This window comes from Faecalibacterium sp. 7 (assembly GCF_049562865.1).
Taxonomy (GTDB): Bacteria; Bacillota; Clostridia; order Oscillospirales; family Ruminococcaceae; genus Faecalibacterium; species Faecalibacterium wellingii.
Window position 1 is genome coordinate 1,775,548 of record NZ_CP186911.1, and the last position, 24,997, is coordinate 1,800,544.

A 24,997-nucleotide genomic window follows, 5' to 3' on the forward strand; every position below is an offset into this window, starting at 1 on the left:
GAGAATTTTATGACAGAGCGTTATTGTGAAGGTGAACGGTTTGCTGACCTGTCGTTCACCGAGGAGACTTTTGAGGACTGCGACTTTACCGACTGCGTGTTTGTGGATTGCTCCTTTACCAAATGCGAACTGGATCATACCACGCTGAACGAGTGCAAATTCGCGCGGTGTGAGATCACAGGTCTGCGCAGCACCCATTCCTCAGTGCAGTCGCTGGATTTTGAGGACTGCCGCCTGAATGAAATCGAGTGGGCACCGCTGATGTCCAACGGTGCCTTCCCGGACCCTATCCACACGCTGAAAGAGTGCAGTCTGAAATATAACACCTTCACCGAAATGAACTTCAACCGCTTCAACTTTTCAGACGGAAACGAGATCGTCGGCTCCATGTTTGCCAAATGCGAGATGCAGTTGGCGAATTTCAAGGGCGTGGAACTTCACGAAACGGAATTCTACCAGTGTGACCTGCGCAAGGCGGATTTCCGGGATGCCGCCGGTTATAGGGTGGACATTCTGGGCAGCCGCCTGAAGGATGCGAAATTTTCCCTGCCGGAAGCGGTGAATCTGTTGGCAGATTTGAAGATCAAGCTGTCGTAAGAAGGAGAGAAAATGCGTCAACTCATCATTGCCCGAAAAGATCTGCAGATGTCTCCCGGTAAGCTGGCGGCGCAGTGCTGCCATGCTTCGCTGGCATTCCTCACCGACCCCATCGGCATGGGACAGGGCGTGGAACCCATTGAGAAAAACGGAGAAATTACCGGCTATCGGGCAGAAATCATGTTGGAGAAAGCAACCTATGAAGAATGGTTCGATGGCTCTTTTACCAAAACTATCTGCGGGGCAAAGAACCGCAATCAACTGCTGAAAGCAAAGACAATTGCCGAGGAATTGAGCCTTGTGGAAAACAAAGACTTCTTCCTTATCCGGGATGCCTGCCACACCGAGCTGGAGCCGGAAGAATTTGATGAAAACGGAGAAGGCATGACCCTGACCTGCATCGGTTTCCGCCCGCTGCCGGATGAAATTGCACACCAGATCAGCCATAAGTTCCATTTGTATTGAGTGCTGGTTCGCGGAATAATAAAAATAGTCCCGGCCATTCTCCTGTGACATACAGGAAAATGGTCGGGATATTTTGCTTTTTATTGAAGATTCATCCATGCCGCCAGTGCATCCGCTGTCTGCTGTTGCTGTTCCTCGGCGGAGATAACAGGCGCGTCATCGCCCTTCTGCGCACCGTAACTGCCAAACCCGGCATGACAGCCGCCGTCAAATGACCGTTTCGGTAGTGTCCTGTGGGAGGTTCGTGCGGTCGGCTTCGTATTTTTCGCGGTTCAGTACGCCGTCCTCGCTGCCGTAGGCGGCATAGACCCGCAGGCCGCTGTCGGTCAGGTCGGCGGTGGAGTAGGCCGCCAGCAGCACCAGACCGTCCAGTTCATCGGTGTGCTTGGCCGCATAGCTTGCCGCCATGGCCCCGCCCAGCGAGTGTCCGCCGATGTACCAGTCTGTGACTTCGGAAAAGCGTTCCGGGATGCTGTCCGCCGCGTTCATGTCCAGTACGGCCAGATTGCAGGGCATCTTGACCAGCACGCACAGAATGCCGTCCTCGGCAAGGTCGTGCAGGAGGGGAGCATAGACGGCCAGCAAAACAGCCAGCAGGCAGAGGAACACTCTGCGGGGAAACGATTTTTTCTTCTGGTTCTTCATAGAACTCCTTTATTTTATAAGCATTTTCCGCAATCGCTGCAGCCGTTGCAGATCAACTTGCTGCCGCAGGTCTCGCAGTTTGCGCGGAAATGAGGCACATAGAGATCTTCCTGCGGGATGGGGTAGCCCCAGTCGTCCACGAGGTCAAAACGGATGGGCCTTCCCTGAAAGTTCATACCGGATTTACAGGCCATTCGGCTTTGCAGCTGCTTGTTTGGCAGGTGGTAGCGCCTGCCGTCCTTGATGAACACGGTGCCGGTCTCGATAAAGCAGAAGGTCACGTTGGCATCCACGCATTCCTGCCGGAGAGACTTGACCCAATCGAAATTGCAGGGGTGGGCACCATCATAGTTTTCGCCGCCGCAGATGACCTGCTCGATTTGCCCGGCGGAAAGGTACTGCCGGATGCTTACTGACCCGATGAAGGGCGCGCACATGATGCCCTTGTGCTTGAAGGGCAGGTCAAACAGAATTTGGTCAGGGCTGAAAAGGGCTTTCATAATTTGCTGCAGCGCATCATGTCCTCGACGCTCCCAGCGTCCTCAAAGGACGATTTGATGGGTGTGTAGTGATAAGCTGTAAAAAGAAGCATGGACGCCCCCGAAAAGGAGAGCGTCCATGCTTCTTGCTGTATCCGAATGGAGGAGATTGCGAAATCAGCGCTTGTCCGGGCAGACGATTTCCAGCATCTGATCGAAAACCTCTTCCATCTGCCGCACCAGTGTGAACTGGGTGCGGGCGCGGTCGAGGTTGTGATCCGGGCGAGCAATATGGAAATAATGGTCGCCCTCCAGATAGTCAGTCAGAAAACGGATGCCGCATTCCAGCGTCATGAGCCTTGCACCCCATGCAAGGCTCTTTTTTTCTGCCATGCTCATGGATGCCCCGGCAGTGGAGAGATACCCTTTGGCGAACACTTCGTACAGATGCAGGTCAAAATGGACTTTGCTCTGGTCAGGTTCGTCCTCAGCGCAGTCGTTGGCACCGGTGCGGATGGAATCGCCGAAGTCGTAGGCCGAAAGTCCCGGCATCACGGTGTCGAGGTCAATGACACAGATGCCTTTTCCGGTAGCGGCATCAATGAGGACATTGTTGATCTTGGTGTCATTGTGGGTGACGCGCAGAGGAATTTCGCCAGCTGCCAGCTGATCCAGCAGGACATGGCAGTCCTGCTCCCTCGCATGGATAAATTCGATTTCCGACGTGATATTTTTTGCCCGGCCCAGTGCATCGGCGGCGAGGGCTTTTTCAAAATTGGCATAGCGGTTGGGCGTGTCGTGGAAGCGGGCGATGGTTTCGTGGAGGGTGGAGGCTGGGTAATCCTCCAGCTGGTTCTGGAATTTGCCCAGTGTCTCGGCCACGGTGCGGAAGTCGGTTTCGCTGCCGACCTGCTGCAAACAGATGGTATCTTCTACAAAGTCGTAGGCACGCCATGCGCCGCCGTCTGCATCCAGATAGCAAGTCGACCCCGACAAAGTTGGGATGACATTCAGCGTTTCCCGTGCTGGGTCGCCGCCCTCGGCAAGAATTTTCGCCCGCAGATGCCGGGTCACGCCGCAGACATTCTCCATCAGGCCCACCGGGTTAGTAAAGGTATCTGTGTTGATGCGCTGCAAAATAAAGCGTTTGGAATGATCTTCCCGCCAGACCACAAAGGTGTCGTTGATATGCCCCTCACCATAGTGGTGAGCATCGCAGAGCACAGGCCCGCCAAAATCAAAGGCATTTGCAGCAGACTGGAGCAGAGAAAGGGTAACGGATTTCATCATAAATTCCTCGTTTTCGTTATACTTCATGCCGTTTTGTCGGGGCGGGGCGTTTTCCCTGCCGCGTCTGACGGCGGTATTCGTTGGGGGTCATGCCCTCCGCCTTGCGGAAGCACTGGGAGAAATAGCTGGGGGAGGAAAAGCCCATCAGCTCGCTGATCTGCGCCAGACTGTAGCTGGTGTTGCCCAGCATATGCTTGCTCTCCTCAATGCGGCGGCGGTTCAGGTAAGTAATGGGGGAAATGCCGTACTCCCGCTGGAAGGTGTGGGCCAGATAGTATTTGTTCAGGTGGGTAAGCTCTGCCAGCAGGTCCAGCGAGATATCCTCGCGGTAGTTGGTGTCCAGATACCGCTTGATCTCGGCGCACTCCCGGTTCTCGGTCGGGGCAGCCTCCTCCAGCTGCAGCGAAATGGTGGTGCAGCGCACCAGCCAGATCAGCAGTACCTCCAGCAGGTCCTGACAAACGGTCTCGCAGCCGTCTAAGCTGCGGTCGGCCTCGGCCAGCAGCATGTGCAGCAACGTAACCATCCGCTCCCGGTTCTCCCGGCAATTGAAGATGGCGTAGTTCGTATCCGCCTTGCTGAACAAAAACTCCATGCTGGCAACGCCCAGCACGATATACTCCAAGGGCGAGGCGTTCAGGCTAAGCTCGGTATGCTCCACCTGCGGATTCACAATGACCATATCGTCCGGCTTTACCGGGAACAGCTGCCCGGCAAGGTAGAACTGTCCCTCGCCGCTGAGGCAGTAGAACAGCTCCGTGCAGGAGTGGGTGTGGGCAGTGCTGTTCCAATCGCCGCCAAACCGGCTCTTGCTGATGTACAGCAGACGGAAGGATTCCCGCGGGGCGGGCGCGTGGCGGATATCAAAGCGCTGGGTACTCATAGATGATCGGCTCCTTCGGGAAACGCAAATTTTCTAAAAATAAACGCAACATTCTAAAAACATTACCCCAAAATGGTGCGTTGTTTCGTGCACTTTACCCTCATTATAGAGGGAACACACAAAAAAAGCAAGCCCTGATTTTAGGCTAATTTTTATATTTTTGTTTCTCAAGTCCCTTCGAAATATGTCAAAATAGTTACAGGCTGGGGATTATGCTGAAATTTTTAAAAGATTTTTAGCACTTTTGCTGGAAGAATTTTTCAGAAAGCAACATCTATAAAAAATGAAACAACAAACCTCTTGAGCAAGGAAGCGAAAGAATTTATATTGGAGGCAGAAAAACACACAGTCCTTCGGGCAAAGCCTGTTTGCCCGGCTGTGTTTGAACGGAACAAAATGATGGAGGCAACACAGTATGAATCGTATTTCTCGTCGTAATTTCCTGAAGGCGGCCGGCGTTGGCGCCGCTGCACTGGGTCTGGCTGCCTGCGGCGGCTCTTCCAGCTCCACCGCATCCAGCGTGGCATCCTCCACCGCCGCTTCTTCCGCAGCGGCGGCTGCAGACGTTACCATCAAGGTAGCCGCCATCGAGACCGGCTACGGCGCTGATATGTGGAAAAAGGTCGCCGAGGCCTTTACCGCACAGACCGGCATCAAGGTGGACCTGACCACCGACAAGAAGCTGGAGGACGTCATCGGCCCCTCCATGCAGGGCGGCGACTACCCCGACGTTGTCCATCTGGCTACCGGCCGTGAGGCTGCCCTGACCGAGCAGTTCATCAAGGGCAACCTGATCGCCGACATCACCGACGTGCTGAGCATGACCGTGCCCGGCGAGAGCAAGAAGGTGAGCGAGAAGATCGCCGGCGGCTTTACCGACACCTCCCTGACCAACCCCTACGGCGACGGCAAGACCTATCTGGCTCCCATGTTCTACAGCCCCTGCGGCCTGTTCTACAACGCCGGTTTCCTGAAGGAAAAGGGCTGGGACGTGCCCAAGACCTGGGACGAGATGTGGGCACTGGGCGACAAGGCTGCCGCTGAGGGCACCTACCTGTTCACCTACCCCACCACCGGCTACTTCGACGCCTTCTTCTATGCGCTGATGTACGCTGCCGGCGGCCCGGAGTTCTTCAACAAGGCCACCCACTACGAAGAAGGCATCTGGGACACCCCCGAGGCAAAGACCTGCTTTGATATCGTGGCAAAGCTGGCTTCCTACACCAACCCCATCACCCCCGCACAGGCCAACGATCAGGACTTTACCCAGAACCAGCAGCTGGTGCTGGACAACAAGGCCCTGTTCATGCCCAACGGCACCTGGATCGTGGGCGAGATGGCCGAGGCTCCCCGTGCAGACGGCTTTGAGTGGGGCATGACCGCCCTGCCCGCTGTCAAGGCCGGCGGCGATGGTTACAGCTACACCTGGTTCGAGCAGGCATGGATCCCCGCCGGTGCCGAGCATCAGGATGCCGCCAAGCAGTTCGTGGCTTACCTGTACAGCGACGAAGCCTGCAAGCTGTTTGCCGAGAGCGGCGCTATCCAGCCTGTGCTGGGCATCGCCGACAGTCTGGAAGGCGACAACAAGATGTTCTACTCCATCTACGACAACGGCGCAAAGGCCGCCATGGGCAACTTTGCAGCCTTCAGCGCCATCCCCGGCGTGGAAGTGCGCACCGTGTTCTTCGACCCTGTCAACTCTCTGGTGTCCGGCAGCATGACCGAGCAGCAGTGGATCGACGGCATCAAGTCCGCCAGCGACCAGATGCGCGCCAACATCATCGAGTAATTAAGCCCTGCCCAGCGGGGGCGGTTTTTACCGCCTCCGCTTTTTTGGGCTGTACAGTACCATCAAGAAAGGAGCGGTCAATCCCCTATGAGAACGGATAAAAGCCGCAAACGGTTCGTATTCCTCTGTGTGGCACCGGCTACCATCCTGTTTTTCCTCTTTATGATCCTGCCCACCCTCAACGTGTTCCGCATGAGTTTGTATGAGCGGGGTGCCTATTCTCCCAACGAGACCTTTGTGGGGCTTAAAAACTTCCAGCATCTGCTGCGGGACGCCCAGTTCATCCGCTCCATGCAGAATATGATCCTGCTGGTGGTAACGGTCACCCTGATCACCTTCGCCTTTGCACTGGTATTTGCCGCCATCCTCACCCGGGAGAAGATCAAAGGCCAGAACTTTTTCCGCATCATCTTCTACATCCCCAACATCCTGTCCGTGGTCGTCATCTCCGGCATCTTCTCTGCCATCTATAAGCCGGAAAACGGCATGCTGAACAGCATCATCGGCCTGTTCCGCAACATGAGCGACCCCATCCTGTGGAAAGGCGAAAAACTGGTCATCCCCTCCATCATCGTTGCCATGGTGTGGCAGGCCATCGGCTACTACATGGTCATGTACATGGCCTCCATGTCTGCCGTGCCCATCAGCCTGTACGAGAGCGCCAATCTGGACGGTGCCGGGCGGCTGACCCAGTTCTTCCAGATCACCATCCCCCTCATCTGGACGAATATCCGTACCACCCTCACCTTCTTTATCATCTCCACCATCAACATGGCCTTCCTCTTCGTCAAGGCCATGACAAGCGGCGGCCCCAACGGCGCATCGGATGTGGCGCTGAGTTATATGTACAGCCAGAAGGACGCCGGTCTTTACGGCTACAGCATGGCCATCGGCGTGGTCATCTTCCTGTTCTCGTTTGCGCTGTCCGCCTGTGTCAACAAGGTCACCAACCGCGATACGCTGGAATTTTAAGGAGGGAAGAAGATGCAGAATACCACCGAAAAATCTTCCCGCTCTGCGGAAGGTCTGTACAAGTTTTTCATCTATTTTGTGCTGGTTCTGCTGGCCGTTACCATCATCGTGCCGGTGGCATGGGTGTTCATGGCCTCCATCAAGCAGAATGCAGAGTTCTACGGCAACCCCTGGGCACTGCCCGCCGGGTTCTACTGGCAGAACTTCGTCAACGCATGGAACGGCGCCAAAATGGGCGAATATATGCTCAACTCGGTCATCGTCACCGCGCTGGCGCTGGCGCTGCTGCTGGTCGTTGCCCTGCCCGCCGCCTACTGCCTGTCCCGCTTTCACTTCAAGGGGTGTAAGGTGCTGAACACCCTGTTCATGGCGGGCTTGTTCATCAACGTGAACTACATCGTGGTGCCCATCTTCCTGATGCTGCGGGACGGCGATGTGTGGCTGAAAGGCCATTTCGGCAGCGGCTTTCTGCTGAACAATCTGGTGGTGCTGGCGGTGGTATACGCCGCCACCGCGCTGCCCTTTACCATCTACCTGCTGTCGGGCTACTTTGCCACTCTGCCCCACGATTTTGAGGAGGCCGCCTACATCGACGGTGCAAGCTATTTTTCCACCATGACCCGCATCATCTTCCCCATGGCAAAGCCTTCCATCATCACCATCATCCTGTTCAACTTCCTGTCCTTCTGGAACGAGTATATCATCTCCATGACCCTGATGAGCTCCACCAAGGCACCCCGCACCCTGCCGGTAGGTCTTTTGAACCTGATGCAGGCGCAGCAGAGCGCCGCCCAGTACGGTACCATGTACGCAGGCCTTGTGCTGGTGATGCTGCCCACCCTGATCTTGTACATCTGCGTGCAGCGGCAGCTGACGCAGGGCATGACCGTGGGCGGCCTGAAAGGTTAAGGTGACAGACGATGAAAGCATATTGGAAAAACCATCCCGCCCTGCGCATGGTACTGATGCTGGTGCTGTTCGTGCTGGCACTGGTGCTGGTGGTGTCCGGCTGGAAAATGACCGGACAGCTGGCAGGGCTTGGCATCATGCTGGTGGGCGTAGCACTGCTGCTGGCTGTGCTGGCGCTGTATAACGCCGCCTACGATTGACCCCCTACGATTCAAAGAGAGGCAAAAGGAGAGTTCCCTATGGATGAAATAAAAAAGACCGGGCGCGTGACCATTCCCACAGACCTGGACGTTGTGCCCGAAACGCTGGAGATCTTAAAAAAGTGGGGTGCTGATGCCATCCGCGACTGCGACGGCACCGACTTCCCGCAGCAGCTGAAGGATGCCGACGCAAAGATCTACTCCACCTATTATACCACCCGCAAGGACAACGCATGGGCAAAGGCAAACCCGGACGAGGTACAGCAGTGCTACATCATGACCGGCTTTTACACCGCCCCCGGCGAGACCGTGACCATCCCGCTGATGAAGGGCATCAGCCCGGAGCTGATGCAGGTGAACACCAACGACGATATCACCCGCTGGTGGGAGGTCATGGATCGAACCACCGGTCAGCCCGTGCCGCCGGAAAAGTGGAGTTACGCCGACGGCAGCGTGACCGTACAGGCCGTACCGTTCCATGAGTATACCGTCAGTTTTCTGGCTTACCTCATCTGGGACCCGGTGCATATGTACAACGCTACCACCAACGGCTGGACGAACTTTGAGCACCAGATCACCTTTGACGTGCGTCAGCCCAAGACCCACAAGTATTCCATGGAGCGCCTGCGCAAGTTCATCGCAGAGCACCCCTATGTAAACGTCATCCGCTACACCACCTTCTTCCACCAGTTCACCCTGATTTTCGACGAGCTGAAGCGGGAGAAGTTCGTGGACTGGTATGGATACTCTGCTTCGGTCAGCCCTTATATCCTCAACCAGTTTGAGCAGGAAGTGGGCTACAAGTTCCGCCCGGAGTACATCATCGATCAGGGCTACTATAACAACCAGTACCGGGTGCCCAGCAAGGAATTCCGGGATTTTCAGGCCTTCCAGCGCCGCGAGGTGGCAAAGCTTGCCAAGGAGATGGTGGACATCACCCACGCGTGCGGGTGCGAAGCCATGATGTTCCTCGGCGATCACTGGATCGGCACCGAACCTTTCATGCCGGAGTTCAAGACCATCGGACTGGATGCCGTAGTGGGCAGCGTGGGCAACGGCTCCACCCTGCGCCTGATCTCTGACATTGAGGGCGTGAAGTACACCGAGGGCCGTTTCCTGCCATACTTCTTCCCCGACACCTTCCACGAGGGCGGCGACCCGGTGCGGGAAGCCAAGGAGAACTGGGTTACAGCCCGCCGCGCTATCCTGCGCAAGCCCATCGACCGCATCGGCTATGGCGGCTATCTGAAACTGGCCTTGCAGTTCCCGGAGTTCGTGGACTACGTGGAGAGCGTCTGCAACGAGTTCCGCGAACTGTACGAGAACATCAAGGGCACCACACCCTACTGTGTCAAGCGAGTGGCCGTGCTGAACTGTTGGGGTAAAATGCGGGCTTGGGGCTGTCACATGGTGCATCACGCCCTCTATTACAAACAGAACTATAGCTATGCCGGTGTCATTGAGATGCTGTCCGGTGCGCCCTTTGATGTGAAGTTTATCAGCTTTGAGGATATCAAGAACGACCCGCATCTGCTGGATTCGTTGGATGTCATTATCAATGTCGGCGATGCCGACACCGCACACACCGGCGGCATCTGGTGGGAAGACCCGGAGATCTCCTCCGCTATCCGCAAGTTCGTCTGGAACGGCGGCGGCTTTATCGGCGTGGGTGAGCCTTCCGGTCACCCGTATCAGGGCCACATTCTCCAGCTTGCCAGCGTGCTGGGCGTGGAGGAAGAAAACGGCTTCACCCTCAACTACGACAAATACAACTGGGAAGAGCACCCCGACCACTTCATTCTGCAGGATGCCGACCGGCCCATCGACTTTGGCGAGGGCAAAAAGAACATCTACGCCCTCGAGGGCACCGAAGTGCTGGTGCAGCGAAACAAAGAAGTGCAGATGGCGGTACACGACTTCGGCAAGGGTCGTGCCGTGTACATCAGCGGTGTGCCTTATAGTTTTGCCAACAGCCGCACCCTTTACCGCGCTATCCTGTGGAGTGCCCACAGCGAGGAGGAACTGCATACATGGTTCAGCTCCAATTATAATGTAGAAGTTCACGCCTACGTCAAGAACGGCAAGTATTGTGTGGTGAACAACACGTACGAGCCGCAGGACACCACCGTTTACACCACAGACGGCAGCAGCTTTGCTCTGCATCTGGATGCCAACGAGATCAAGTGGTATGAGATCTAAGTTCTCCTTTTCATAAACGAACACAACGGACAGCTCTGTTACCAGAGCCGCCCGTTGTGTTTGCTGTATCTGCCGATAACTCAACCTGTGTCAATCGAACGCTGCAATGGAGATGGCTGGAAACGCAGAAATTCAGTAATGCGAGCGTAATAGACCTGCAGAAAAAAGAAACTGCCCGTGCGAGTATATACTGAACCCAGAGAGTATATCGAATTTTTTGGGAAAAGGAGAGAACGGTATGGAACATCTTTATGAAAAGGCACTGGAAAGTGCGGAATATATCAAGACGCACACGAAAAAGCGCCCGAAGATCGCGGTGGTGCTGGGCTCCGGCCTTGGCAAGCTGACCGCGGACTTTACGGACACGGAAGAACTGTCCTACAAGGATATCCCCAACTTCCCGGTATCCACGGTGGCAGGACACAAAGGTGCATTGTTGGCTGGCAAGCTGGGGGACACGGAAGTCTACGCCATGGAAGGCCGCTTCCATTTCTATGAGGGCTACTCCATGAAGGAAGTCTGCTACCCGTTCTATGTGTTCAAGCTGCTGGGCGTGGAAAAGGTGGTGCTGACCAATGCATGCGGCGGCATCAACCGGGAGTTTGCGCCGGGCACCCTGATGCTCATTACCGACTTCATCAACATGATGGGCACGAACCCCCTCATTGGCCCCAACGATGAGCGCTTCGGCCCCCGCTTCCCGGACATGACCGAACCTTACAGTCTGGAACTGCGGAACCTTGCCAAGCAGACTGCCGATGAACTGGGCATTGCCTACAAGGAGGGCGTTTACATGGGCTTTATGGGCCCTTGCTATGAAACGGCGGCTGAAATTCGCGCCTTTGCGGGGATGGGAGCCGATGCCGTGGGCATGAGCACCGTGCCGGAAACCATGGTCTGCAACTACATGGGCATGAAGGTACTGGCCGTCAGCTGCATCACTAACATGGCCACCGGCATCCAGACGGTCAAGCATAGTCACGCCCGCGTGCTGGAGATCGCAAATCAGGCAGGCGATACCCTGTGCCGATGGCTGGGTGCGGTGATTCAGAGAATGGAGTAAAAAAGATATACCATGAAAATCCTTTCGTTTGGTTCCCTCAACTACGATTATACCTATGAGGTCGAGCACTTTCTCGCGCCCAAAGAGACCCTTGCAGCCAAGTCCATGCAGCGGGGCTTTGGAGGGAAAGGCGCAAACCAGTCTATCGCCTTTGCACGAGCTGGATTGTCAGTATGCGCAGATCATAGATGGCGTTTTGCCGGCGTATGATGTGCCGGAAAGCGCACTTTCCGACTATCTGCGGCCAAACTGGAGCGATGCGTGCATCAATGTCCGCACCGAGGAAGCCTACGAAACGGCCCATGAGGTGCTACGGGCGGAAGGACTGTTTCTAGGCACATCGGCAGCAGCGGCTTTGCACGCAGCGGTGCAGGTGGGCCGCAGACCGGAGAATCAGGAAAAGAACATCGTGGTCATCGTCCCGGACAACGGCATGAAATATCTGTCTACGCCGATGTACCGGCAGAAATGATAAAAACACGATGATGCGACTGAATTTTGAAAAGATTGCATAGGATTTTATAAAAGTGTTATTCTTTCATGAATTTTAGCGCTCTTCTATTGACACTGCTAATAAACGGTGCTATAACAGTGGCGTGCTCAGGAGGAAGGGCAAAAGGAGAGCCGCTAGGCTCCCCGGAAAGCCCTTCTGAATGGACGCTTCAGATTTTTTGCCCCGACCCGAACGCCGGGATTGGAGGAATGATTTATGCTTATGCCGACTGTTTTCCATGAAAACCTGTTCGATGATTTCTTCGATCCGTTCTGGAATGACGCTGCACTGGAACGTGCTATGAACCGTGAGGCTCGTGATACCTTTGGTAAGCGCGGTGCAAACATGATGAAGACCGATGTCAAACAGACGGACAACGGCTACGAAGTAGCGGTTGACCTGCCGGGCTGCAAGAAGGAAGACGTTCAGATGGATCTGAACGACGGCTACCTGACCATTCAGGCAGTGCGCAGCCACAGCAACGACGAAAAGGATAAGAAGGGTCGCTATCTGCGGCGCGAATCCTTCTCCGGCACCTGTGCACGCAGTTTCTACGTGGGCGATGTGAAGAAGGAAGACATCCACGCAAAGTTCGAGGATGGTGTCCTGCACATCGAGCTGCCTGCTCCTCAGCAGACGAAGGCTTTGCCTGAGAACCCGAACCTGATCGAGATCGAGTAAAACGCCGGTCATGTGCGCCAAAGCACAACGCACATAAAGTGGCCCCGGAGAGCTGTAACAAGCCCTCCGGGGCCATTTTTGTTTCCCGACATCTTTTCCGCAGCGGCAAGGCGTGGTAGAATAAGGGCAGAACCAATCCACAGGTGAGAAAATCGAACTTCAGAGAGAGGAGATGTTTCTATGCAGTCTGATGAGCTGAAACGCCGGATCTCGGCAGGCAGAGGAGATGCTTTGGCTGATCTGGTTTTGAAAAATGCCAGAATTGTCAATGTGTTTACCGATGAGGTCGACACCGCTGATATTGCCATCAGCGGAAATTTGATCGTGGGCGTGGGCACGTATCATGGCCGGAAAGAAGTTGATCTGCACGGCAAATATGTCTGCCCGGGACTGATCGATGGGCATATCCACATCGAAAGCTCCATGCTCTGTGGTCCGGCTTTCGAGCAGGCAGTGCTGCCCCACGGTACCACTGCGGTGGTCACAGACCCACACGAGATCTCGAACGTTGCGGGGCTGGAAGGCTTGGATTTCATGCTGGAAACGACAAAAAATCTGACCCTTTCGGTTTATTTCATGCTGCCCTCCTGTGTGCCGGCCACGGATCTGGATGAATCCGGTGCGGTGCTGAACGCAGAACAGCTCCGGCCTTACTACGGCGATCCCCGTGTGCTGGGGCTTGCGGAACTGATGAATGCCTATGGAACGGTGCGCTGTGACCCGAAGATCCTGCAGAAGATCCGCGACTGCACCGAAGCGGGAAAGATCGTGGATGGCCATGCGCCGCTCTTGAGCGATAAGGACCTGAATGCTTATATTGCGGCAGGCGTTCAGTCCGATCACGAGTGCTCCAACATCGAGGAAGCCATGGAAAAACTCCGGCTTGGACAATATATCATGGTCCGGGAAGGAACGGCTGCCAAAAATATGGAGGCCCTGATGCCGCTGTTCCGGGAGCCCTATTGCAGCCGCTGTATGCTGGTGACGGATGATAAGCACCCCGGTGACCTGCTGGACAGCGGACACATCGATTCCAACATCCGTAAAGCGATCCGGCTGGGGGTGGACCCGGCAGTGGCCGTCAAAATGGCGACGCTGGTCCCGGCACAGTATTTTGGATTCAAGCAGCGCGGTGCCGTAGCACCGGGGTATGCTGCCGACCTCATTGTAGTATCGGATTTTGAATCCTTTACGGTCGAACAGGTTTACAAGAATGGCACGCTGGTGGCCGAGCACGGAAAAACGCTGAAAACCGCACCGCTTGACATCGACCGTGTGAGATTTTCCCACGTTATGGATTCCTTTGATCTGGATGAGATCACACTGCAGGACCTGGAACTTCGGGAAAGCGGGGAGCAGGAGCGTGTCATCTGCCTGAACCGGGGCGAGCTGCTTACGGAGGAAAAAATCATCCCGTTCCAACGGCATCCGGGCAAAGCTCCCGGTGTGGACCCGGAACACAACATCGTAAAACTGGCCGTTTTTGAGCGGCATCATCACTCCGGCCATGTGGGCATTGGCTTTTTAGGAAACTTCAGCCTGAAATGCGGAGCCGTTGCATCGAGCATCGCACATGATTCCCATAACCTGATCGTGGCAGGGGACAACGATGCCGACATGATGTTGGCCGGCAACACTGTGCGGAAAAACAAAGGCGGACTTGCGTTTGTGGCAGGTGGACAGGTCGTGGCAGAACTTGCGCTTCCGGTGGCCGGATTGATGAGCACCGAAAGCGCAGAGAGCGTTGCGGCGAAAATGCAGGCGCTGAACGATGCCCTCAAGGCACATGGTGTAGCGGAAGATATCGGCATCTTTATGACCCTCGCCTTCGTCAGCCTTCCGGTCATTCCCAAACTCAGACTGAATACATACGGCATCATCGATGTAGCGCAGCAGAAAGTCGTTCCGGCTGTTTTTTAATACGCGATAACAAAAATACTGCCGGAGACCGACCCGAAAGGTCCGTCTCCGGCAACAGAACAGTTCGTTCCTACTCTTAGAAGCGAGCCGCATCAAGAGAAAAATTGACGGAAATTCTTATTTGATAAATCGGAATTTGTGGAGGAGAGTAATTTGCTGGTATTAAATAAATTAGAGTGGTTGCTAACGGTATGCTTTAAACCCAAAGAAAATTATACGAGGAGTGAATTATTAAAAGTCAATGAAAAATAACAATAAAAAAACACTAAAGAAATTGGCAATCCTTGTAATAGGTTCTATAATTGCGGCTTATGGAATTACACTTGCACTGTATGCTGGATTTGGCGGAGCTACGCTTGCGGTGCTGTGGCAGGGGATTGCAAGAACATTTCACATAAGCATTGGCACAGCATCTTTTGTTGTAGCATTGGGAATGATTTTGTTTGCGCTCATTTACGATAAAAGTCAGATTCATATAGGAACTGTGTTGTACCAGATTGTATACAGTACCTGTGTAGATTTGTTTGCTAACTGCCATATTTACAGTACCTATAAGTGGATCAATTTTTTAATTATGTTGTTAGGAGTGGTTTTGTTTGCTGTCGGAACAGGACTATATGCGTCGGCATCCCTTGGTAGAGGCTCCTATGAGGCAGTCACTTTTGCTTTAGCAGAAAAAAATCACTGGCAGATTAAATTTGTCCGAATGGCATTGGATATTTTGGTTGTTGTTACAGGTGTTTTGTTTGGCGGAAAGTTTGGTGTATGCACGCTTATTACAGTTATCATTTCAGGCCCAATTATCCAATTTGTTAATGCGAAAGCAAAACAAGTTTTAAAGATATGATAGTAAAGAAACTTACAACTTAGAATTTGTGGAGGAAACAAATATGGAAGATAATAAATCAACGAATGTCAAGAAAACGGTAAAATCAGGAATAACTTTTGGAAGTGCATTAGCTATGGTTATTAGTTATACAGCGTGGAAGTCTGTCGGTTGGGCGATTTTTCATGGATTACTTAGTTGGGTGTATGTCATATACTTCCTTTTGCGTTACTAAATTCACGTTTGTGGAAGTTATAAAGGGGTGCATCATGGAAATCGAGTATAAACAAACAAAAGATTTCACGGCCGATGAATTGCAGAAACTGTTTTTATCCGTTCACTGGGAATCCGGCAATTATCCCGAAAAACTTGTCCGTGCGATGCACAATTCCACACGAGTTATTTCTGCGTGGGATGGTGATAAGCTGGTCGGGCTGGTTCGCGCGCTTGATGATGGAGAAACAGTCGCATTTTTGCATTATCTTTTGGTGGACCCTGCTTATCAGGGACAGTACATTGGAGATGAGCTGATGAAACGGATCATGAGTTTCTATCAAAATCTTCTGTATGTGAAAGTTATGCCGTCTGATCCTAAAACGATCCCATTTTATGAGCGATATGGCTTTCAACAATATGATAATTACTCTGCAATGGTGCGGAAGCACTTTTTGTGAGTTGGTATGATGGATCGATTTGCAGCTAGCAAGGAAACCGTAAGGAGTACAGAGCATGGATGCAAACTGTACCAGTAAAAGAAGGAAAGTCAAGAGTATGGAAACGGTATACATTGCAGGCGGGTGCCTTTGGGGCGTCCAGCATTTTTTTGACACGGTGCCCGGTGTACGGACGACCGAAGCCGGGAGAGCCAACGGAACAACAAACACGCTGGACGGCCCGTATGATGGATACGCAGAGTGCGTTAAAGTGGTCTTTGATGAGAAATGTACCAGTGTTACAGAGCTTATGGAGCATCTGTTTGAAATCATCGACCCGTACAGCCTGAACAAACAGGGCGTTGATGTTGGAAAAAAGTATCGCACGGGGCTTTACAGCACAAATCCCGGACATCTGGAAGAAGCAAGAGCCTTTATTGACAGCCGGAAGGACCGGGATAAAATCGTTGTGGAAGTGCTGCCGCTGACGAATTACGTCCGGAGTGCAGAGGAGCATCAGCACCATCTGGAGCGGTACCCGGAAGATTGCAGCTACTGTCATATCCCGGATGAAGTCTTAAACAAATACAGGAATCAGTAAGCAAAGGAAAAACGAAAATGCGGGGATGGGGAACGATCATCAATGCGCTGGCCATTGTGATAGGCGGTGTGCTGGGGATTCTGTTCAAACGCTTTCTGAAAGAGCGCTATCAGGATACAATCATCAAAGCCACGGGCTTTTCCGTGGTGTTTCTGGGAGCGGCGGGAACGCTCTCCAAGATGCTGACGGTTAGGCCAGACGGAACTTTGAGCACCGGTGGTTCTATGGTCATGATTCTATCGCTGGCGTTGGGTGCGCTGCTGGGTGAACTTATTGATCTGGATGCACAGTTTGAACGCTTTGGCGAGTGGCTCAAACACAAGACTGGCAGTGACGGCGACAACCAGTTCGTCAACGGCTTCGTGTCGGCATCCCTGACGGTGAGCATCGGGGCCATGGCCGTCATCGGCTCCATTCAGGATGGCATCTACGGCGACCATTCCACGCTGGTGGCAAAAGCGATTCTGGACTTTATCATTGTGCTCATCATGGCGTCCTCCATGGGCAAGGGCTGCGTGTTTTCATTTATTCCGGTGGCAGTGCTGCAAGGTGCCATGACGGCTCTTGCGGTAGTGCTGTCCGGCTTTATGACGGACGCTGTGCTGAACAATCTCTCGCTGGTAGGAAATATTCTGATTTTTTGTGTGGGCATCAATCTGGTATGGCCAAGAACCATCAAGGTGGCAAACCTGCTGCCGTCCCTTCTGGTTGCAGTGGCGCTGACGGGGATTTTATGAATCGGAATTTGTAGAGGGGTGTGATTATATGAAAAACAATAGCCCACAAAAGCAGGCCGCCATTTCTTGGATCATTTTGATGATAGGAATATTGCTCGCAGTAATAGGAGCAATGACGGCAAAGGAGTACAGAGTAAACCTATGCCTGCTAATCGGTGCAATGGTTGTTATTGGTGGTATTGTATATCATCTCACCATGATGAAATGTCCTTATTGCGGTTGCTCGCTTGTTGGTTATAGGCCGATCCCTAAAGAATGTCCAAAGTGTCATAAAAAATTTGAAGAATAAGTTCGCGTTTATCAAGGTGAACATTTAAGTATTAAAAACGGGAGTGAAACAAATGATGACCATTGCACAGATCATGGAAAAGATGATCGCCTTTTCCGAAGGGAATATCCATGACATCACGCACCTGAGCTGCGTGTGGACCTATGCCAAAACCATTGGTGAGCTGGAGGGGCTGGACGCAGACACGCAGTTTATTCTGGAGGTGGCGGCCATCACCCACGATATCGCCTGCCCGCTCTGCCGCAAAAAGTACGGCAACACCAATGGTAGATATCAGGAGCAGGAGGGTGCCCCGCTGGTGCGGGAGTTCTTGGCGGATACCGGCATGACAGCAGAACAGATCGACCGTGTGGCCTATCTGGTAGGGCACCACCATAGCCCGGCGCAGATCGACGGCATTGACTATCAGATTCTGATTGAGGCGGATTATATCGTCAATGCGTCCGAAAGCGGGTACGACCAGCAGGCAATCCGAACCTTTATGGAACATACGATGAAGACGGCAGCAGGTATCCGGCTGACGAAAACAGTGTTTGGAGTGTAAAAATGATTCAGAAGCATTGCTTTGAATGCGGTACGGCATTGATTGAAAAAGAACTGGAAGAAGAGGGCATTGTGCCTTATTGCCCGAAATGCCAGCAATATCGGTTCCCGATGTACAATGTGGCAGTCAGCATGATTGTTGTGGATGAGGAAACCGGGAAAATTCTGCTTATCCAGCAGTACGGCAAGCCCTCTTATATTCTGGTGGCTGGATATGTGAACCGCGGTGAGGCAGAAGAACACGCCGTGGTGCGGGAAGTCCGGGAAGAAACCGGGTTGGAAGTAGAGCACCTCCGGTTCAACCGTACTAAGTTTTTTGAGCCGTCCAACACGCTGATGTGCAACTTTACGGCTTTCGTCAGAACCGCAAAGGCGCTGCATATCAACCACGAAGTGGACCGCTGCAAGTGGTTCACCCCACAGGAAGCCAGAGAAAACATCCGTCCCAACAGCCTTGCAGCGGAATTTTTGAATGCGTATCTGGACGAAGTGGGGAATAAGCCGATGGAGATGTGATTCGTGGCTGTGCCGCGGGAATTTTGACGGAAAGTATGGAAAAAAGTTGGTTCGGCCTGTTTCGGTTGACTTTTTTATAAAGAATCGGTATATTGATACTATGTAGTATCAATAAGTATTAACTGCGAGGTGGACAGAATGGATGGGGCACAGTTTGCCAAAATGCTTTCAGATAAGCATTTGTTTGAACTCAATCGGATGGAATACAAGTACTCGACTGTCAGCGTCAAAGAATTTGCCGAATTGCTGCGGCAAAACTTTGCGCAGCCTCTGCCGTTGACTGATTTTTCTGGAAATAAGCTGTTTTACCTGCCGAACCTCGCGCAAATTTCAACAAATGGTATGAAGCGGTTGCTCTCTGTCCCTGTCAGTGGACAAAACTTCGGTTTGTCGGCGATGACCGAGGAAATTTATGCTACTTTTCAAATTGAAAGTATCCGCTCGACCCGCAGCAGTATCCGTTATATCCTCGATGGTTATGCCCCTCGTGATGAACAAGAAGCCCGCATCTATGGTATGAAGCGCGGACTGGAGTTTATCGCGAATCGTCAGAATAGGATCACCGAGGAGAATCTGCATTACCTATATCAGATCAGCACAGGGGATTGTCTCCCGGATGAAGATCGATTACTGCCAAACCACTTTTATCGGCATGGCGAGGTTTTTATTGTGGGCGGTGAAGAACCCAGACCGGGACTTCCGGCAGAGCGGCTTCCCGGTGCCATGAAATGTCTTGTCGATTTTGCGAATGCCAATGACGGCATCAATGAGCTGCATAAGGCTGCCATTCTGCACTTTGCCTTTGCGTACTACCACCCCTATTTTGACGGGAATGGACGCACTGCACGGCTATTCCACCTCTGGTATCTTGTTCAGCAGGGCTATCCTGCGGCACTGTTCACGCCGTTTTCCCGATACATCGCTGAAAACAAGGACGCATATTACAAAGCCTACGAACGCGTGGAGAGAAATGCTCTGATTTCCGGCTATACGGATGTGACTCCCTTTCTGTTCTACTTCTGCAATGAGGTCTATAACCGCCTGCAGGTGGATGCAGTCCCGCCGAAAACTGATCTTGAGGTATATCAAACTGCTCTTGCGGAAGGAAAAATCACAGAAAAAGAACGGCTGCTCTGGGAGTATGTTCTGTCTGCTTATGGTGCAGAGGAGTTTACCACAAAGCAGCTGGAAAAGGATTTCCGAAACGCTGCGTATGCAACCATTCGGACGTTTGTGATGAAATTCCATGAGATGGGGCTGCTTACTGCAAGAAAAGCAGGAAACAGGGTGTTCTATCGTGTCGGTGGGACTTCTGATGGTCGGCCTAATGAATCCAAAAGGAGAACGTTATGAAAACGATTCGTGTTGTGGCCGCTGTGATTTGCGACTCCATGCAGGAAAAGCGCAAAATCTACGCCACTGCCCGCGGTTATGGCGACTACAAGGGTCAATGGGAGTTTCCGGGCGGCAAAATCGAGCCGGGCGAAACCCCGCAGCAGGCTCTGAAGCGGGAAATCGAAGAAGAACTGGACACGGAAATCGCCGTGGGTGACCGGATTGGTACGGTCGAGTACGATTATCCGGCGTTTCATCTTTCCATGGACTGCTTCTGGTGTGAAGTGGTTTCCGGCGAGCTTGTGCTGAAAGAAGCGGAAGCTGCGCGGTGGCTGACGAAGGAGGAGTTTGATTCCGTTCCGTGGCTCCCGGCGGATCAGACTATTTTGGATGTTATCAGAAGTTCAATGCAGCCAGTGAAACCACTCCATACCAGCGAATATGACAACGAACCTCTGCAGAGATGCTGAGGATTCCCGGAATGAAAGATGAACTGCGCCGTCCTATGACGCTGCTGGTGAAAGCCGCTATTTCGAAAAAATTGTAAAACAGAGGCCTCTGAATCTTTTCCTAATAAGAAAGAGGTTCGGAGGCCTTTATTGGTTGATTTAGCTAACAGTCGTGTCGAAAGACATCCTGTCTGAGGGCAAAGCGAAGGTTTTGCTTTTCAGGCGGGATTTTTTTGCTTTTTGGGACTGTTGTATACAATATATGGACTAAGAGGGTGGGTGACTTGGACTACGAGTCCATAAACTTTTGCTCGAAAGTACGATACACTATTGTCACGGCAGCGGCCCACCTCCGAAAGGGAGCGGGAGCCGCAGCCGGGCGGACCTTGAAAATTGAATATGCAGCTTCAGGTACTTCCAGATAATGATACTTCCGTAATTCGCGGCCCGGTCATAAAGAAGACGGGGTGGCCGAGAGGCCAATGGAGTGGTGCAAATCCAACGCCTGAATGTTTCCCTTTCTCAGGGGTGCCGGGGGCAAATTAAGAGAAACCATCGAACGCTTTATGGGCTATGCCAGCAAGGCTGAAATGCTCCGCATTGATATGGCTTTGCTGGTCAGTCTGGCTCTGAATGTTCTGAGCGGAAACCGCAGCGAATAGCGGACAACCAGTAACCCGTAAAAATGAGGTGATAGCGATGTAATCGGAGGTGAGTGAGCTATGCGAAAGAGTGCCCCCATTGAAGTGGTGGTACATTACCCCAAAACGAAAGAGGGATGGGACGAACTCGGAAAACGGGTCGCGACCGCCCACGCCAACTATGTGATCGAAAAAATCGACCGTCTGAACTGCCCCACATGGCAGAAGCTCGAATTGCTGCAGGCGGTGATCGATACTACCAAAGGAACCTACAAACCCAAAGAACACCAAAAGCCCGGCTGGCAGCCGAGCCGATAAACAAAGCCCCACGCTCAACATATGTTTTTCTGCTCCGACCAGAGATAGTCGGATTCAGAGGCAGTGTTGAGCGTGGGGCTTTTTGTGTTACATAAGTTTTTGGAATTTTGCTGACAAAAAATCATTGATTGTTGGCGGCCAATATGGTATCCTATGGCATTGCATAACACTCAAAACAGTTCCACTTTTTTCTGAAAGAGCGTATCGAAACCGTCCTGATGGAGCAGCAGAAAAAGCTTTTTGAAAAGTAAAAGCTCTTGCGTCCCGTGAAAAAAGAAGGTAATATAAATACAGAGCAAGACACAGAACGCAGGGAGGGATGAAAATCATGTTTTACGAGATCATGCACCGGGAAAGCTGTGTGGCACAACTCAGCACGACAGGGGAATGCAGGGTCTGCCTCGAGGATTTCATGCCCTATGATCTGGTTCTGGTGGAATCGGATGATTTTGACGAGCGCATCAATAATGTAACGAACTTTTACTATTGGTGCGCCTCCCGGATGTTGACGTTGGATCGCACCTACGCCAAGGAAATCCTGAACAGTATCGGTGCATCTCAGAGTGTTACGGACAGGGAACGAGCACAGATTGCATTATCCTACCATTGTCTGTCTTTGCTGGATGTGTTCTGGGTGAAAGAAGAAAACGAGAAGATTCGATTCGAGGATATCAACCTTTTTGCACACTCCTTAAGCAATGCGCTTGTGGATATTGCGCTGCGGGGGCACCAAATGACGGTGACAAACGCCCATCTTCTGGCAAATGACCTGTCTACGGGCGGCTTGTACCCCAAGGCGTGGGTGCGAAAAGAGGATGGCTTCTATCTTTACAAGGATGGTGGCAGGGAAGCGGTGGAACGTGAAGTGCTGGCAAGCAAAATCTGCCGGTGCTTTGACTGCCATCAGGTACTGTATGAGCAGGGGATGTTTGAAAATGAGCCGGTTTCTATCAGCAAAATCATGACATCTCAGCGATACAGTCTTGTGACCTATGCAGCCTATGACGTCTACTGCACGAACCGTGATTGGAACACGCTGGATAAGATCTTAGAATTGGATGCTCCCGGCTACTATATGATGAACATTCTGGATTATCTGGTGGGCAATACCGACCGTCATTGGGAAAATTGGGGTCTGCTGGTAGACAACGAAACCAATCAGCCCATCCGTCTGCATGACCTGATGGACTTCAACCGGGCGTTTCAGCAGTACGACACGCCAGAAGGCGCAAACTGTCTGACCGTGGGAAAACGCCATCTGAGCCAAAAAGATGCTGCAGTGGAAGCGGTGCGGAACATCGGACTGAACCAAGTCCGTCAGGTGGAGCACACCGTATTCTCCGAGCATCCGGCATGGAAAGCAACGTTTGAAGAACGACTGCGTGTTTTACGGAACGCCATGTAAGTCAGAGCGAATATCAGAATAATTGAAACAGAATGATTCCATAACGAAAGCCCGTCTGCGCTGCCACATATCGTGGCTTGCAGACGAGCTTTTTCGTTTGACCGGAGAAAAATTACCATACCTCACATGCGAAGCATAGATGGAAAATCGGAACCAAGGTTTTCCACCAGATGGCAAAAGCACTTCTGACTGATGGTCTTTTGTCCACTTTCCCAGCAGCGGATGCTTGTCCGGCTGACCTTTGCATGGTCGGCAAGTTGCTGACGGTTCCAGCCTTTTGCCTCCCGGTATCTGCGGAGGAAGGCTCCTCCGCCCCGGTGCAGAAACAGGGTGTAGTCGTCCAGAATATCCTCCACAGGGATGCCGTAAAGGGCGGCGAGCTTGTCCGCAAGTTCGGGCGTGAAGCTGCGGTGAAATGTGCTGCTTTCCAGATCCCGATAGAGCCATTCCTCCATGCCCACCATGGCGGCAACCTCTTTTTGCAGCAGACCAAGGCTGTAGCGGCACCAGCGCAGACGGTCGGATGGATTGGTGATTTCGGAGTAGGAATGGTACATATGAAAGAACGCCTGTGCTTCCGAAGTGGTGTGCGGCCCGGCAAGCGGCACCTGCAGGATGTAGAGAGGGGTTAGACCACAACCCTCACATGATACTTTTTGAAGTAGAAAAAGGTGACCGCTCTCTCGGCTCCAAAAAATCCATTTTGACGTAGATGCGTCATTGCGTGAAAGAGGTGGATTCTCTTTTCCATCCCAAAGTGCGCTGGGGAGAGGATAGCATTTTCAATGCATCGGCTGGCGTAGGTAGAAAACCGTGTCCTGCGGGCAGAGTCGAAGGTGTCCACCGCTTTCATCAGGCCGATGGTTCCGATGGAAACAAGGTCGTCCTGATCGCCGGGCAGGGCGTAGTATTTTTTTACGATGTGTGCCACCAGACGCAGATTGTGCCGGATCAGCTTTTCCCGTGCGGCAGGGTCACCGGCACGCAGTGCGGCAAAGGCTTCGGCTTCCTCCTGGGCAGAGAGGGGCCGCGGAAAGCTGCCGCTCTCCAGATGAAGCGCCAGAACCAGAAACTTTGTGGCAAAAAATTGCAGAAGAGATAAAAACATGCCGACCCCTCCCCAAAGCATCATAAACGGTTTACTGCAATTTATGAAGGAGGGCTTGCCCTTTTTCCGGACTCTGTGGCGAAAAGCTCCGCTTCATTGTCCACAAAATACGGATATTAGTTTATATAGCAGCTTTGCGGAGCAATGCGCCTGTTACCCGTATATTTTCCCCACGATCTTTCCGCGTGCTGCGGCGGGCAGGAGCTTGCACAAAAGGCTCAGGAATTTATACTGTGCACCGGCAACATAAACGACTGCTGGGTTCTTTTTCTCCACAATACCGGCGATGTACCGTCCAATGCGTGCCGGGTCCATGCCGTTTTGCTCGTCGTGCTCCATCTGGCTGACGCTCCGGGAGATACGTCCGCCATATTCATCATCGCCGAGAATGCTTTTTTGACGTGCTTTTGTAAACCCGGTGCAGATATCGCCCAACTCTACAACAGTAACATGGATGCCGTAGGGCTTGACTTCGTTTGCCAGAGCGTAAGAGTAAGAAGAAACGGCGGCTTTGCTTGCAGAGTAGAAGGTCTGGAACGGAATGTGCGCTACGGCAGCAACAGAGCTGATGTTCACAATATGCCCCTTCCCCTGACGGCGCATGAAGGGGAGAACCGCTTTATTTACAGTGACTGTCCCGAAAAAGTTCACATCAAACTGTGCTTTGGCTTGCTCCATGGACGTAAACTCCACCGCACCGGAAATGCCAAAGCCTGCACAGTTGATCACTGCATCAATTTTGGTCTCTTTTTGGATGACCTGCTGCACAGCGGCGTTGACCGCATCTTCATCGGTCACATCGACGGACAGATGGGTGACACCCTCCATAGGGATACTTCTGCGGCTGAACTCATAGACGATGCAGCCGTTCTCTTTCAGAGCGGATGCCGTGCACCGTCCGATGCCGGAGCTTCCTCCGGTAACAATGACCACCTTGTTGTTTTCTCCCACCATGATTTTCCTCCTGAAAATGTTGATCTGGTTCGAGTAT

At 52.6% G+C, this 24,997-nt stretch carries 31 protein-coding genes and 1 pseudogene; 24 read left to right on the forward strand and 8 right to left on the reverse strand.

Annotation, left to right across the window (positions count from 1 at the left end; genetic code table 11):
• The first annotated feature begins 9 nt into the window (after nucleotides 1-9).
• Both ACKXF7_RS08735 and ACKXF7_RS08740 read left to right on the forward strand, forming a co-directional pair.
• Entirely contained in the window at nucleotides 10-597 is a 588-nt protein-coding gene (locus ACKXF7_RS08735; protein ID WP_418266535.1) for a pentapeptide repeat-containing protein, read from the forward strand.
• 12 nt (nucleotides 598-609) lie between these two features.
• Nucleotides 610-1,062, forward strand: coding sequence for a peptidyl-tRNA hydrolase (locus ACKXF7_RS08740; RefSeq protein ID WP_418266536.1), 453 nt, complete (start codon nucleotides 610-612; stop codon nucleotides 1,060-1,062).
• An 80-nt stretch (nucleotides 1,063-1,142) separates the two neighbouring features.
• Here ACKXF7_RS08740 and ACKXF7_RS08745 read toward each other — a convergent pair.
• The 5 genes and pseudogenes from ACKXF7_RS08745 to ACKXF7_RS08765 form a co-directional block, all read right to left on the reverse strand.
• Nucleotides 1,143-1,235 (reverse strand): annotated as a pseudogene (locus tag ACKXF7_RS08745) (alpha/beta hydrolase); the annotation flags it as partial.
• 34 nt (nucleotides 1,236-1,269) lie between these two features.
• A complete protein-coding gene (locus ACKXF7_RS08750; protein WP_418266537.1) occupies nucleotides 1,270-1,707 on the reverse strand; it encodes an alpha/beta fold hydrolase in 438 nt (145 codons plus the stop codon).
• Nucleotides 1,708-1,721: 14 nt separating this feature from the next.
• The gene (locus ACKXF7_RS08755; protein WP_418266538.1) at nucleotides 1,722-2,207 is read right to left on the reverse strand and encodes a DUF5131 family protein; all 486 of its coding nucleotides are present in this window, start codon (nucleotides 2,205-2,207) and stop codon (nucleotides 1,722-1,724) included.
• A gap of 156 nt (nucleotides 2,208-2,363) precedes the next feature.
• Complete coding sequence (locus tag ACKXF7_RS08760; protein WP_348585179.1) at nucleotides 2,364-3,473, reverse strand: aminoglycoside phosphotransferase family protein; 1,110 nt, start codon at nucleotides 3,471-3,473, stop codon at nucleotides 2,364-2,366.
• Nucleotides 3,474-3,492: 19 nt separating this feature from the next.
• Nucleotides 3,493-4,359: an AraC family transcriptional regulator gene (locus tag ACKXF7_RS08765; protein WP_348583056.1), complete on the reverse strand. Its 867-nt coding sequence runs from the start codon at nucleotides 4,357-4,359 to the stop codon at nucleotides 3,493-3,495.
• A 415-nt stretch (nucleotides 4,360-4,774) separates the two neighbouring features.
• On the opposite strand from ACKXF7_RS08765, the gene ACKXF7_RS08770 reads away from it, so the two are divergent.
• From ACKXF7_RS08770 to ACKXF7_RS08875, 22 genes are all read left to right on the forward strand, one after another.
• Nucleotides 4,775-6,148: a carbohydrate ABC transporter substrate-binding protein gene (locus ACKXF7_RS08770; RefSeq protein ID WP_055184864.1), complete on the forward strand. Its 1,374-nt coding sequence runs from the start codon at nucleotides 4,775-4,777 to the stop codon at nucleotides 6,146-6,148.
• Between the two features lie 87 nt (nucleotides 6,149-6,235).
• On the forward strand, nucleotides 6,236-7,120 hold the full coding sequence (locus ACKXF7_RS08775) for a carbohydrate ABC transporter permease (RefSeq protein WP_423741082.1): 885 nt from the start codon (nucleotides 6,236-6,238) through the stop codon (nucleotides 7,118-7,120).
• 12 nt (nucleotides 7,121-7,132) lie between these two features.
• Nucleotides 7,133-8,029: a carbohydrate ABC transporter permease gene (locus tag ACKXF7_RS08780; RefSeq protein ID WP_291016282.1), complete on the forward strand. Its 897-nt coding sequence runs from the start codon at nucleotides 7,133-7,135 to the stop codon at nucleotides 8,027-8,029.
• A gap of 11 nt (nucleotides 8,030-8,040) precedes the next feature.
• Complete coding sequence (locus tag ACKXF7_RS08785; RefSeq protein WP_005946255.1) at nucleotides 8,041-8,229, forward strand: DUF6903 family protein; 189 nt, start codon at nucleotides 8,041-8,043, stop codon at nucleotides 8,227-8,229.
• Between the two features lie 39 nt (nucleotides 8,230-8,268).
• Nucleotides 8,269-10,428 carry a 1,3-beta-galactosyl-N-acetylhexosamine phosphorylase gene (gnpA, locus tag ACKXF7_RS08790; protein WP_423741083.1) on the forward strand — a complete coding sequence of 720 codons (2,160 nt, stop codon included), beginning with the start codon at nucleotides 8,269-8,271 and terminating at the stop codon, nucleotides 10,426-10,428.
• Nucleotides 10,429-10,666: 238 nt separating this feature from the next.
• Nucleotides 10,667-11,491 (forward strand): purine-nucleoside phosphorylase, encoded by an 825-nt coding sequence (locus tag ACKXF7_RS08795; RefSeq protein WP_097785016.1) that lies wholly within the window; start codon nucleotides 10,667-10,669, stop codon nucleotides 11,489-11,491.
• 12 nt (nucleotides 11,492-11,503) lie between these two features.
• Complete coding sequence (locus ACKXF7_RS08800) at nucleotides 11,504-11,701, forward strand: PfkB family carbohydrate kinase (RefSeq protein WP_339395915.1); 198 nt, start codon at nucleotides 11,504-11,506, stop codon at nucleotides 11,699-11,701.
• Entirely contained in the window at nucleotides 11,643-11,963 is a 321-nt protein-coding gene (locus ACKXF7_RS08805; protein ID WP_423741084.1) for a pyridoxal-phosphate dependent enzyme, read from the forward strand. The genes ACKXF7_RS08800 and ACKXF7_RS08805 overlap by 59 nt, the downstream gene beginning before the upstream one ends.
• Nucleotides 11,964-12,200: 237 nt before the next feature.
• A complete protein-coding gene (locus ACKXF7_RS08810; protein ID WP_423741085.1) occupies nucleotides 12,201-12,665 on the forward strand; it encodes an Hsp20/alpha crystallin family protein in 465 nt (154 codons plus the stop codon).
• A gap of 180 nt (nucleotides 12,666-12,845) precedes the next feature.
• Entirely contained in the window at nucleotides 12,846-14,585 is a 1,740-nt protein-coding gene (gene ade / locus ACKXF7_RS08815; RefSeq protein ID WP_423741086.1) for an adenine deaminase, read from the forward strand.
• 241 nt (nucleotides 14,586-14,826) lie between these two features.
• Complete coding sequence (locus ACKXF7_RS08820; RefSeq protein ID WP_021885137.1) at nucleotides 14,827-15,432, forward strand: YczE/YyaS/YitT family protein; 606 nt, start codon at nucleotides 14,827-14,829, stop codon at nucleotides 15,430-15,432.
• A 43-nt stretch (nucleotides 15,433-15,475) separates the two neighbouring features.
• Entirely contained in the window at nucleotides 15,476-15,646 is a 171-nt protein-coding gene (locus ACKXF7_RS08825) for a hypothetical protein (protein ID WP_172678648.1), read from the forward strand.
• 34 nt (nucleotides 15,647-15,680) lie between these two features.
• Nucleotides 15,681-16,085, forward strand: a complete 405-nt coding sequence (locus tag ACKXF7_RS08830; RefSeq protein WP_227621721.1) for a GNAT family N-acetyltransferase — start codon at nucleotides 15,681-15,683, stop codon at nucleotides 16,083-16,085.
• Nucleotides 16,086-16,182: 97 nt separating this feature from the next.
• Entirely contained in the window at nucleotides 16,183-16,665 is a 483-nt protein-coding gene (locus tag ACKXF7_RS08835; RefSeq protein WP_097774964.1) for a peptide-methionine (S)-S-oxide reductase, read from the forward strand.
• Between the two features lie 17 nt (nucleotides 16,666-16,682).
• Nucleotides 16,683-17,402: a DUF554 domain-containing protein gene (locus ACKXF7_RS08840; protein WP_423741087.1), complete on the forward strand. Its 720-nt coding sequence runs from the start codon at nucleotides 16,683-16,685 to the stop codon at nucleotides 17,400-17,402.
• Nucleotides 17,403-17,430: 28 nt separating this feature from the next.
• Nucleotides 17,431-17,691 (forward strand): hypothetical protein, encoded by a 261-nt coding sequence (locus ACKXF7_RS08845; RefSeq protein WP_004798084.1) that lies wholly within the window; start codon nucleotides 17,431-17,433, stop codon nucleotides 17,689-17,691.
• A 52-nt stretch (nucleotides 17,692-17,743) separates the two neighbouring features.
• Nucleotides 17,744-18,235: an HD domain-containing protein gene (locus ACKXF7_RS08850; RefSeq protein WP_423741088.1), complete on the forward strand. Its 492-nt coding sequence runs from the start codon at nucleotides 17,744-17,746 to the stop codon at nucleotides 18,233-18,235.
• Nucleotides 18,236-18,237: 2 nt separating this feature from the next.
• Nucleotides 18,238-18,750 carry an NAD(+) diphosphatase gene (locus ACKXF7_RS08855; protein ID WP_005922551.1) on the forward strand — a complete coding sequence of 171 codons (513 nt, stop codon included), beginning with the start codon at nucleotides 18,238-18,240 and terminating at the stop codon, nucleotides 18,748-18,750.
• A gap of 138 nt (nucleotides 18,751-18,888) precedes the next feature.
• The gene (locus tag ACKXF7_RS08860; protein ID WP_348583064.1) at nucleotides 18,889-20,103 is read left to right on the forward strand and encodes a Fic family protein; all 1,215 of its coding nucleotides are present in this window, start codon (nucleotides 18,889-18,891) and stop codon (nucleotides 20,101-20,103) included.
• The gene (locus ACKXF7_RS08865; RefSeq protein WP_348583066.1) at nucleotides 20,100-20,555 is read left to right on the forward strand and encodes a (deoxy)nucleoside triphosphate pyrophosphohydrolase; all 456 of its coding nucleotides are present in this window, start codon (nucleotides 20,100-20,102) and stop codon (nucleotides 20,553-20,555) included. Before ACKXF7_RS08860 ends, ACKXF7_RS08865 begins: the two co-directional genes overlap by 4 nt.
• Before the next feature lie 701 nt (nucleotides 20,556-21,256).
• Nucleotides 21,257-21,493 (forward strand): hypothetical protein, encoded by a 237-nt coding sequence (locus ACKXF7_RS08870; protein WP_005922522.1) that lies wholly within the window; start codon nucleotides 21,257-21,259, stop codon nucleotides 21,491-21,493.
• A 328-nt stretch (nucleotides 21,494-21,821) separates the two neighbouring features.
• On the forward strand, nucleotides 21,822-22,898 hold the full coding sequence (locus ACKXF7_RS08875; RefSeq protein ID WP_394806373.1) for a hypothetical protein: 1,077 nt from the start codon (nucleotides 21,822-21,824) through the stop codon (nucleotides 22,896-22,898).
• A gap of 122 nt (nucleotides 22,899-23,020) precedes the next feature.
• Here ACKXF7_RS08875 and ACKXF7_RS08880 read toward each other — a convergent pair whose 3' ends face one another.
• From ACKXF7_RS08880 to ACKXF7_RS08890, 3 genes are all read right to left on the reverse strand, one after another.
• On the reverse strand, nucleotides 23,021-23,455 hold the full coding sequence (locus tag ACKXF7_RS08880; RefSeq protein WP_423741089.1) for a helix-turn-helix domain-containing protein: 435 nt from the start codon (nucleotides 23,453-23,455) through the stop codon (nucleotides 23,021-23,023).
• A gap of 71 nt (nucleotides 23,456-23,526) precedes the next feature.
• Nucleotides 23,527-24,006 (reverse strand): sigma-70 family RNA polymerase sigma factor, encoded by a 480-nt coding sequence (locus ACKXF7_RS08885; RefSeq protein WP_339395924.1) that lies wholly within the window; start codon nucleotides 24,004-24,006, stop codon nucleotides 23,527-23,529.
• Between the two features lie 153 nt (nucleotides 24,007-24,159).
• Complete coding sequence (locus ACKXF7_RS08890) at nucleotides 24,160-24,960, reverse strand: SDR family oxidoreductase (protein WP_423741090.1); 801 nt, start codon at nucleotides 24,958-24,960, stop codon at nucleotides 24,160-24,162.
• Between the last annotated feature and the right edge of the window lie 37 nt (nucleotides 24,961-24,997).

Excerpts from the sequence above, each read along its gene's own strand:
- ACKXF7_RS08735 (WP_418266535.1), top strand. The coding sequence starts at position 10 with ATGACAGAGCGTTATTGTGAAGGTGAACGGTTTGCTGACCTGTCGTTC.
- ACKXF7_RS08740 (WP_418266536.1), top strand. The coding sequence starts at position 610 with ATGCGTCAACTCATCATTGCCCGAAAAGATCTGCAGATGTCTCCCGGT.
- ACKXF7_RS08750 (WP_418266537.1), bottom strand. The coding sequence starts at position 1,707 with ATGAAGAACCAGAAGAAAAAATCGTTTCCCCGCAGAGTGTTCCTCTGC.
- ACKXF7_RS08755 (WP_418266538.1), bottom strand. The coding sequence starts at position 2,207 with ATGAAAGCCCTTTTCAGCCCTGACCAAATTCTGTTTGACCTGCCCTTC.
- ACKXF7_RS08760 (WP_348585179.1), bottom strand. The coding sequence starts at position 3,473 with ATGAAATCCGTTACCCTTTCTCTGCTCCAGTCTGCTGCAAATGCCTTT.
- ACKXF7_RS08765 (WP_348583056.1), bottom strand. The coding sequence starts at position 4,359 with ATGAGTACCCAGCGCTTTGATATCCGCCACGCGCCCGCCCCGCGGGAA.
- ACKXF7_RS08770 (WP_055184864.1), top strand. The coding sequence starts at position 4,775 with ATGAATCGTATTTCTCGTCGTAATTTCCTGAAGGCGGCCGGCGTTGGC.
- ACKXF7_RS08775 (WP_423741082.1), top strand. The coding sequence starts at position 6,236 with ATGAGAACGGATAAAAGCCGCAAACGGTTCGTATTCCTCTGTGTGGCA.
- ACKXF7_RS08780 (WP_291016282.1), top strand. The coding sequence starts at position 7,133 with ATGCAGAATACCACCGAAAAATCTTCCCGCTCTGCGGAAGGTCTGTAC.
- ACKXF7_RS08785 (WP_005946255.1), top strand. The coding sequence starts at position 8,041 with ATGAAAGCATATTGGAAAAACCATCCCGCCCTGCGCATGGTACTGATG.
- gnpA (WP_423741083.1), top strand. The coding sequence starts at position 8,269 with ATGGATGAAATAAAAAAGACCGGGCGCGTGACCATTCCCACAGACCTG.
- ACKXF7_RS08795 (WP_097785016.1), top strand. The coding sequence starts at position 10,667 with ATGGAACATCTTTATGAAAAGGCACTGGAAAGTGCGGAATATATCAAG.
- ACKXF7_RS08800 (WP_339395915.1), top strand. The coding sequence starts at position 11,504 with ATGAAAATCCTTTCGTTTGGTTCCCTCAACTACGATTATACCTATGAG.
- ACKXF7_RS08810 (WP_423741085.1), top strand. The coding sequence starts at position 12,201 with ATGCTTATGCCGACTGTTTTCCATGAAAACCTGTTCGATGATTTCTTC.
- ade (WP_423741086.1), top strand. The coding sequence starts at position 12,846 with ATGCAGTCTGATGAGCTGAAACGCCGGATCTCGGCAGGCAGAGGAGAT.
- ACKXF7_RS08820 (WP_021885137.1), top strand. The coding sequence starts at position 14,827 with ATGAAAAATAACAATAAAAAAACACTAAAGAAATTGGCAATCCTTGTA.
- ACKXF7_RS08825 (WP_172678648.1), top strand. The coding sequence starts at position 15,476 with ATGGAAGATAATAAATCAACGAATGTCAAGAAAACGGTAAAATCAGGA.
- ACKXF7_RS08830 (WP_227621721.1), top strand. The coding sequence starts at position 15,681 with ATGGAAATCGAGTATAAACAAACAAAAGATTTCACGGCCGATGAATTG.
- ACKXF7_RS08835 (WP_097774964.1), top strand. The coding sequence starts at position 16,183 with ATGGAAACGGTATACATTGCAGGCGGGTGCCTTTGGGGCGTCCAGCAT.
- ACKXF7_RS08840 (WP_423741087.1), top strand. The coding sequence starts at position 16,683 with ATGCGGGGATGGGGAACGATCATCAATGCGCTGGCCATTGTGATAGGC.
- ACKXF7_RS08845 (WP_004798084.1), top strand. The coding sequence starts at position 17,431 with ATGAAAAACAATAGCCCACAAAAGCAGGCCGCCATTTCTTGGATCATT.
- ACKXF7_RS08850 (WP_423741088.1), top strand. The coding sequence starts at position 17,744 with ATGATGACCATTGCACAGATCATGGAAAAGATGATCGCCTTTTCCGAA.
- ACKXF7_RS08855 (WP_005922551.1), top strand. The coding sequence starts at position 18,238 with ATGATTCAGAAGCATTGCTTTGAATGCGGTACGGCATTGATTGAAAAA.
- ACKXF7_RS08860 (WP_348583064.1), top strand. The coding sequence starts at position 18,889 with ATGGATGGGGCACAGTTTGCCAAAATGCTTTCAGATAAGCATTTGTTT.
- ACKXF7_RS08865 (WP_348583066.1), top strand. The coding sequence starts at position 20,100 with ATGAAAACGATTCGTGTTGTGGCCGCTGTGATTTGCGACTCCATGCAG.
- ACKXF7_RS08870 (WP_005922522.1), top strand. The coding sequence starts at position 21,257 with ATGCGAAAGAGTGCCCCCATTGAAGTGGTGGTACATTACCCCAAAACG.
- ACKXF7_RS08875 (WP_394806373.1), top strand. The coding sequence starts at position 21,822 with ATGTTTTACGAGATCATGCACCGGGAAAGCTGTGTGGCACAACTCAGC.
- ACKXF7_RS08880 (WP_423741089.1), bottom strand. The coding sequence starts at position 23,455 with ATGTACCATTCCTACTCCGAAATCACCAATCCATCCGACCGTCTGCGC.
- ACKXF7_RS08885 (WP_339395924.1), bottom strand. The coding sequence starts at position 24,006 with ATGTTTTTATCTCTTCTGCAATTTTTTGCCACAAAGTTTCTGGTTCTG.
- ACKXF7_RS08890 (WP_423741090.1), bottom strand. The coding sequence starts at position 24,960 with ATGGTGGGAGAAAACAACAAGGTGGTCATTGTTACCGGAGGAAGCTCC.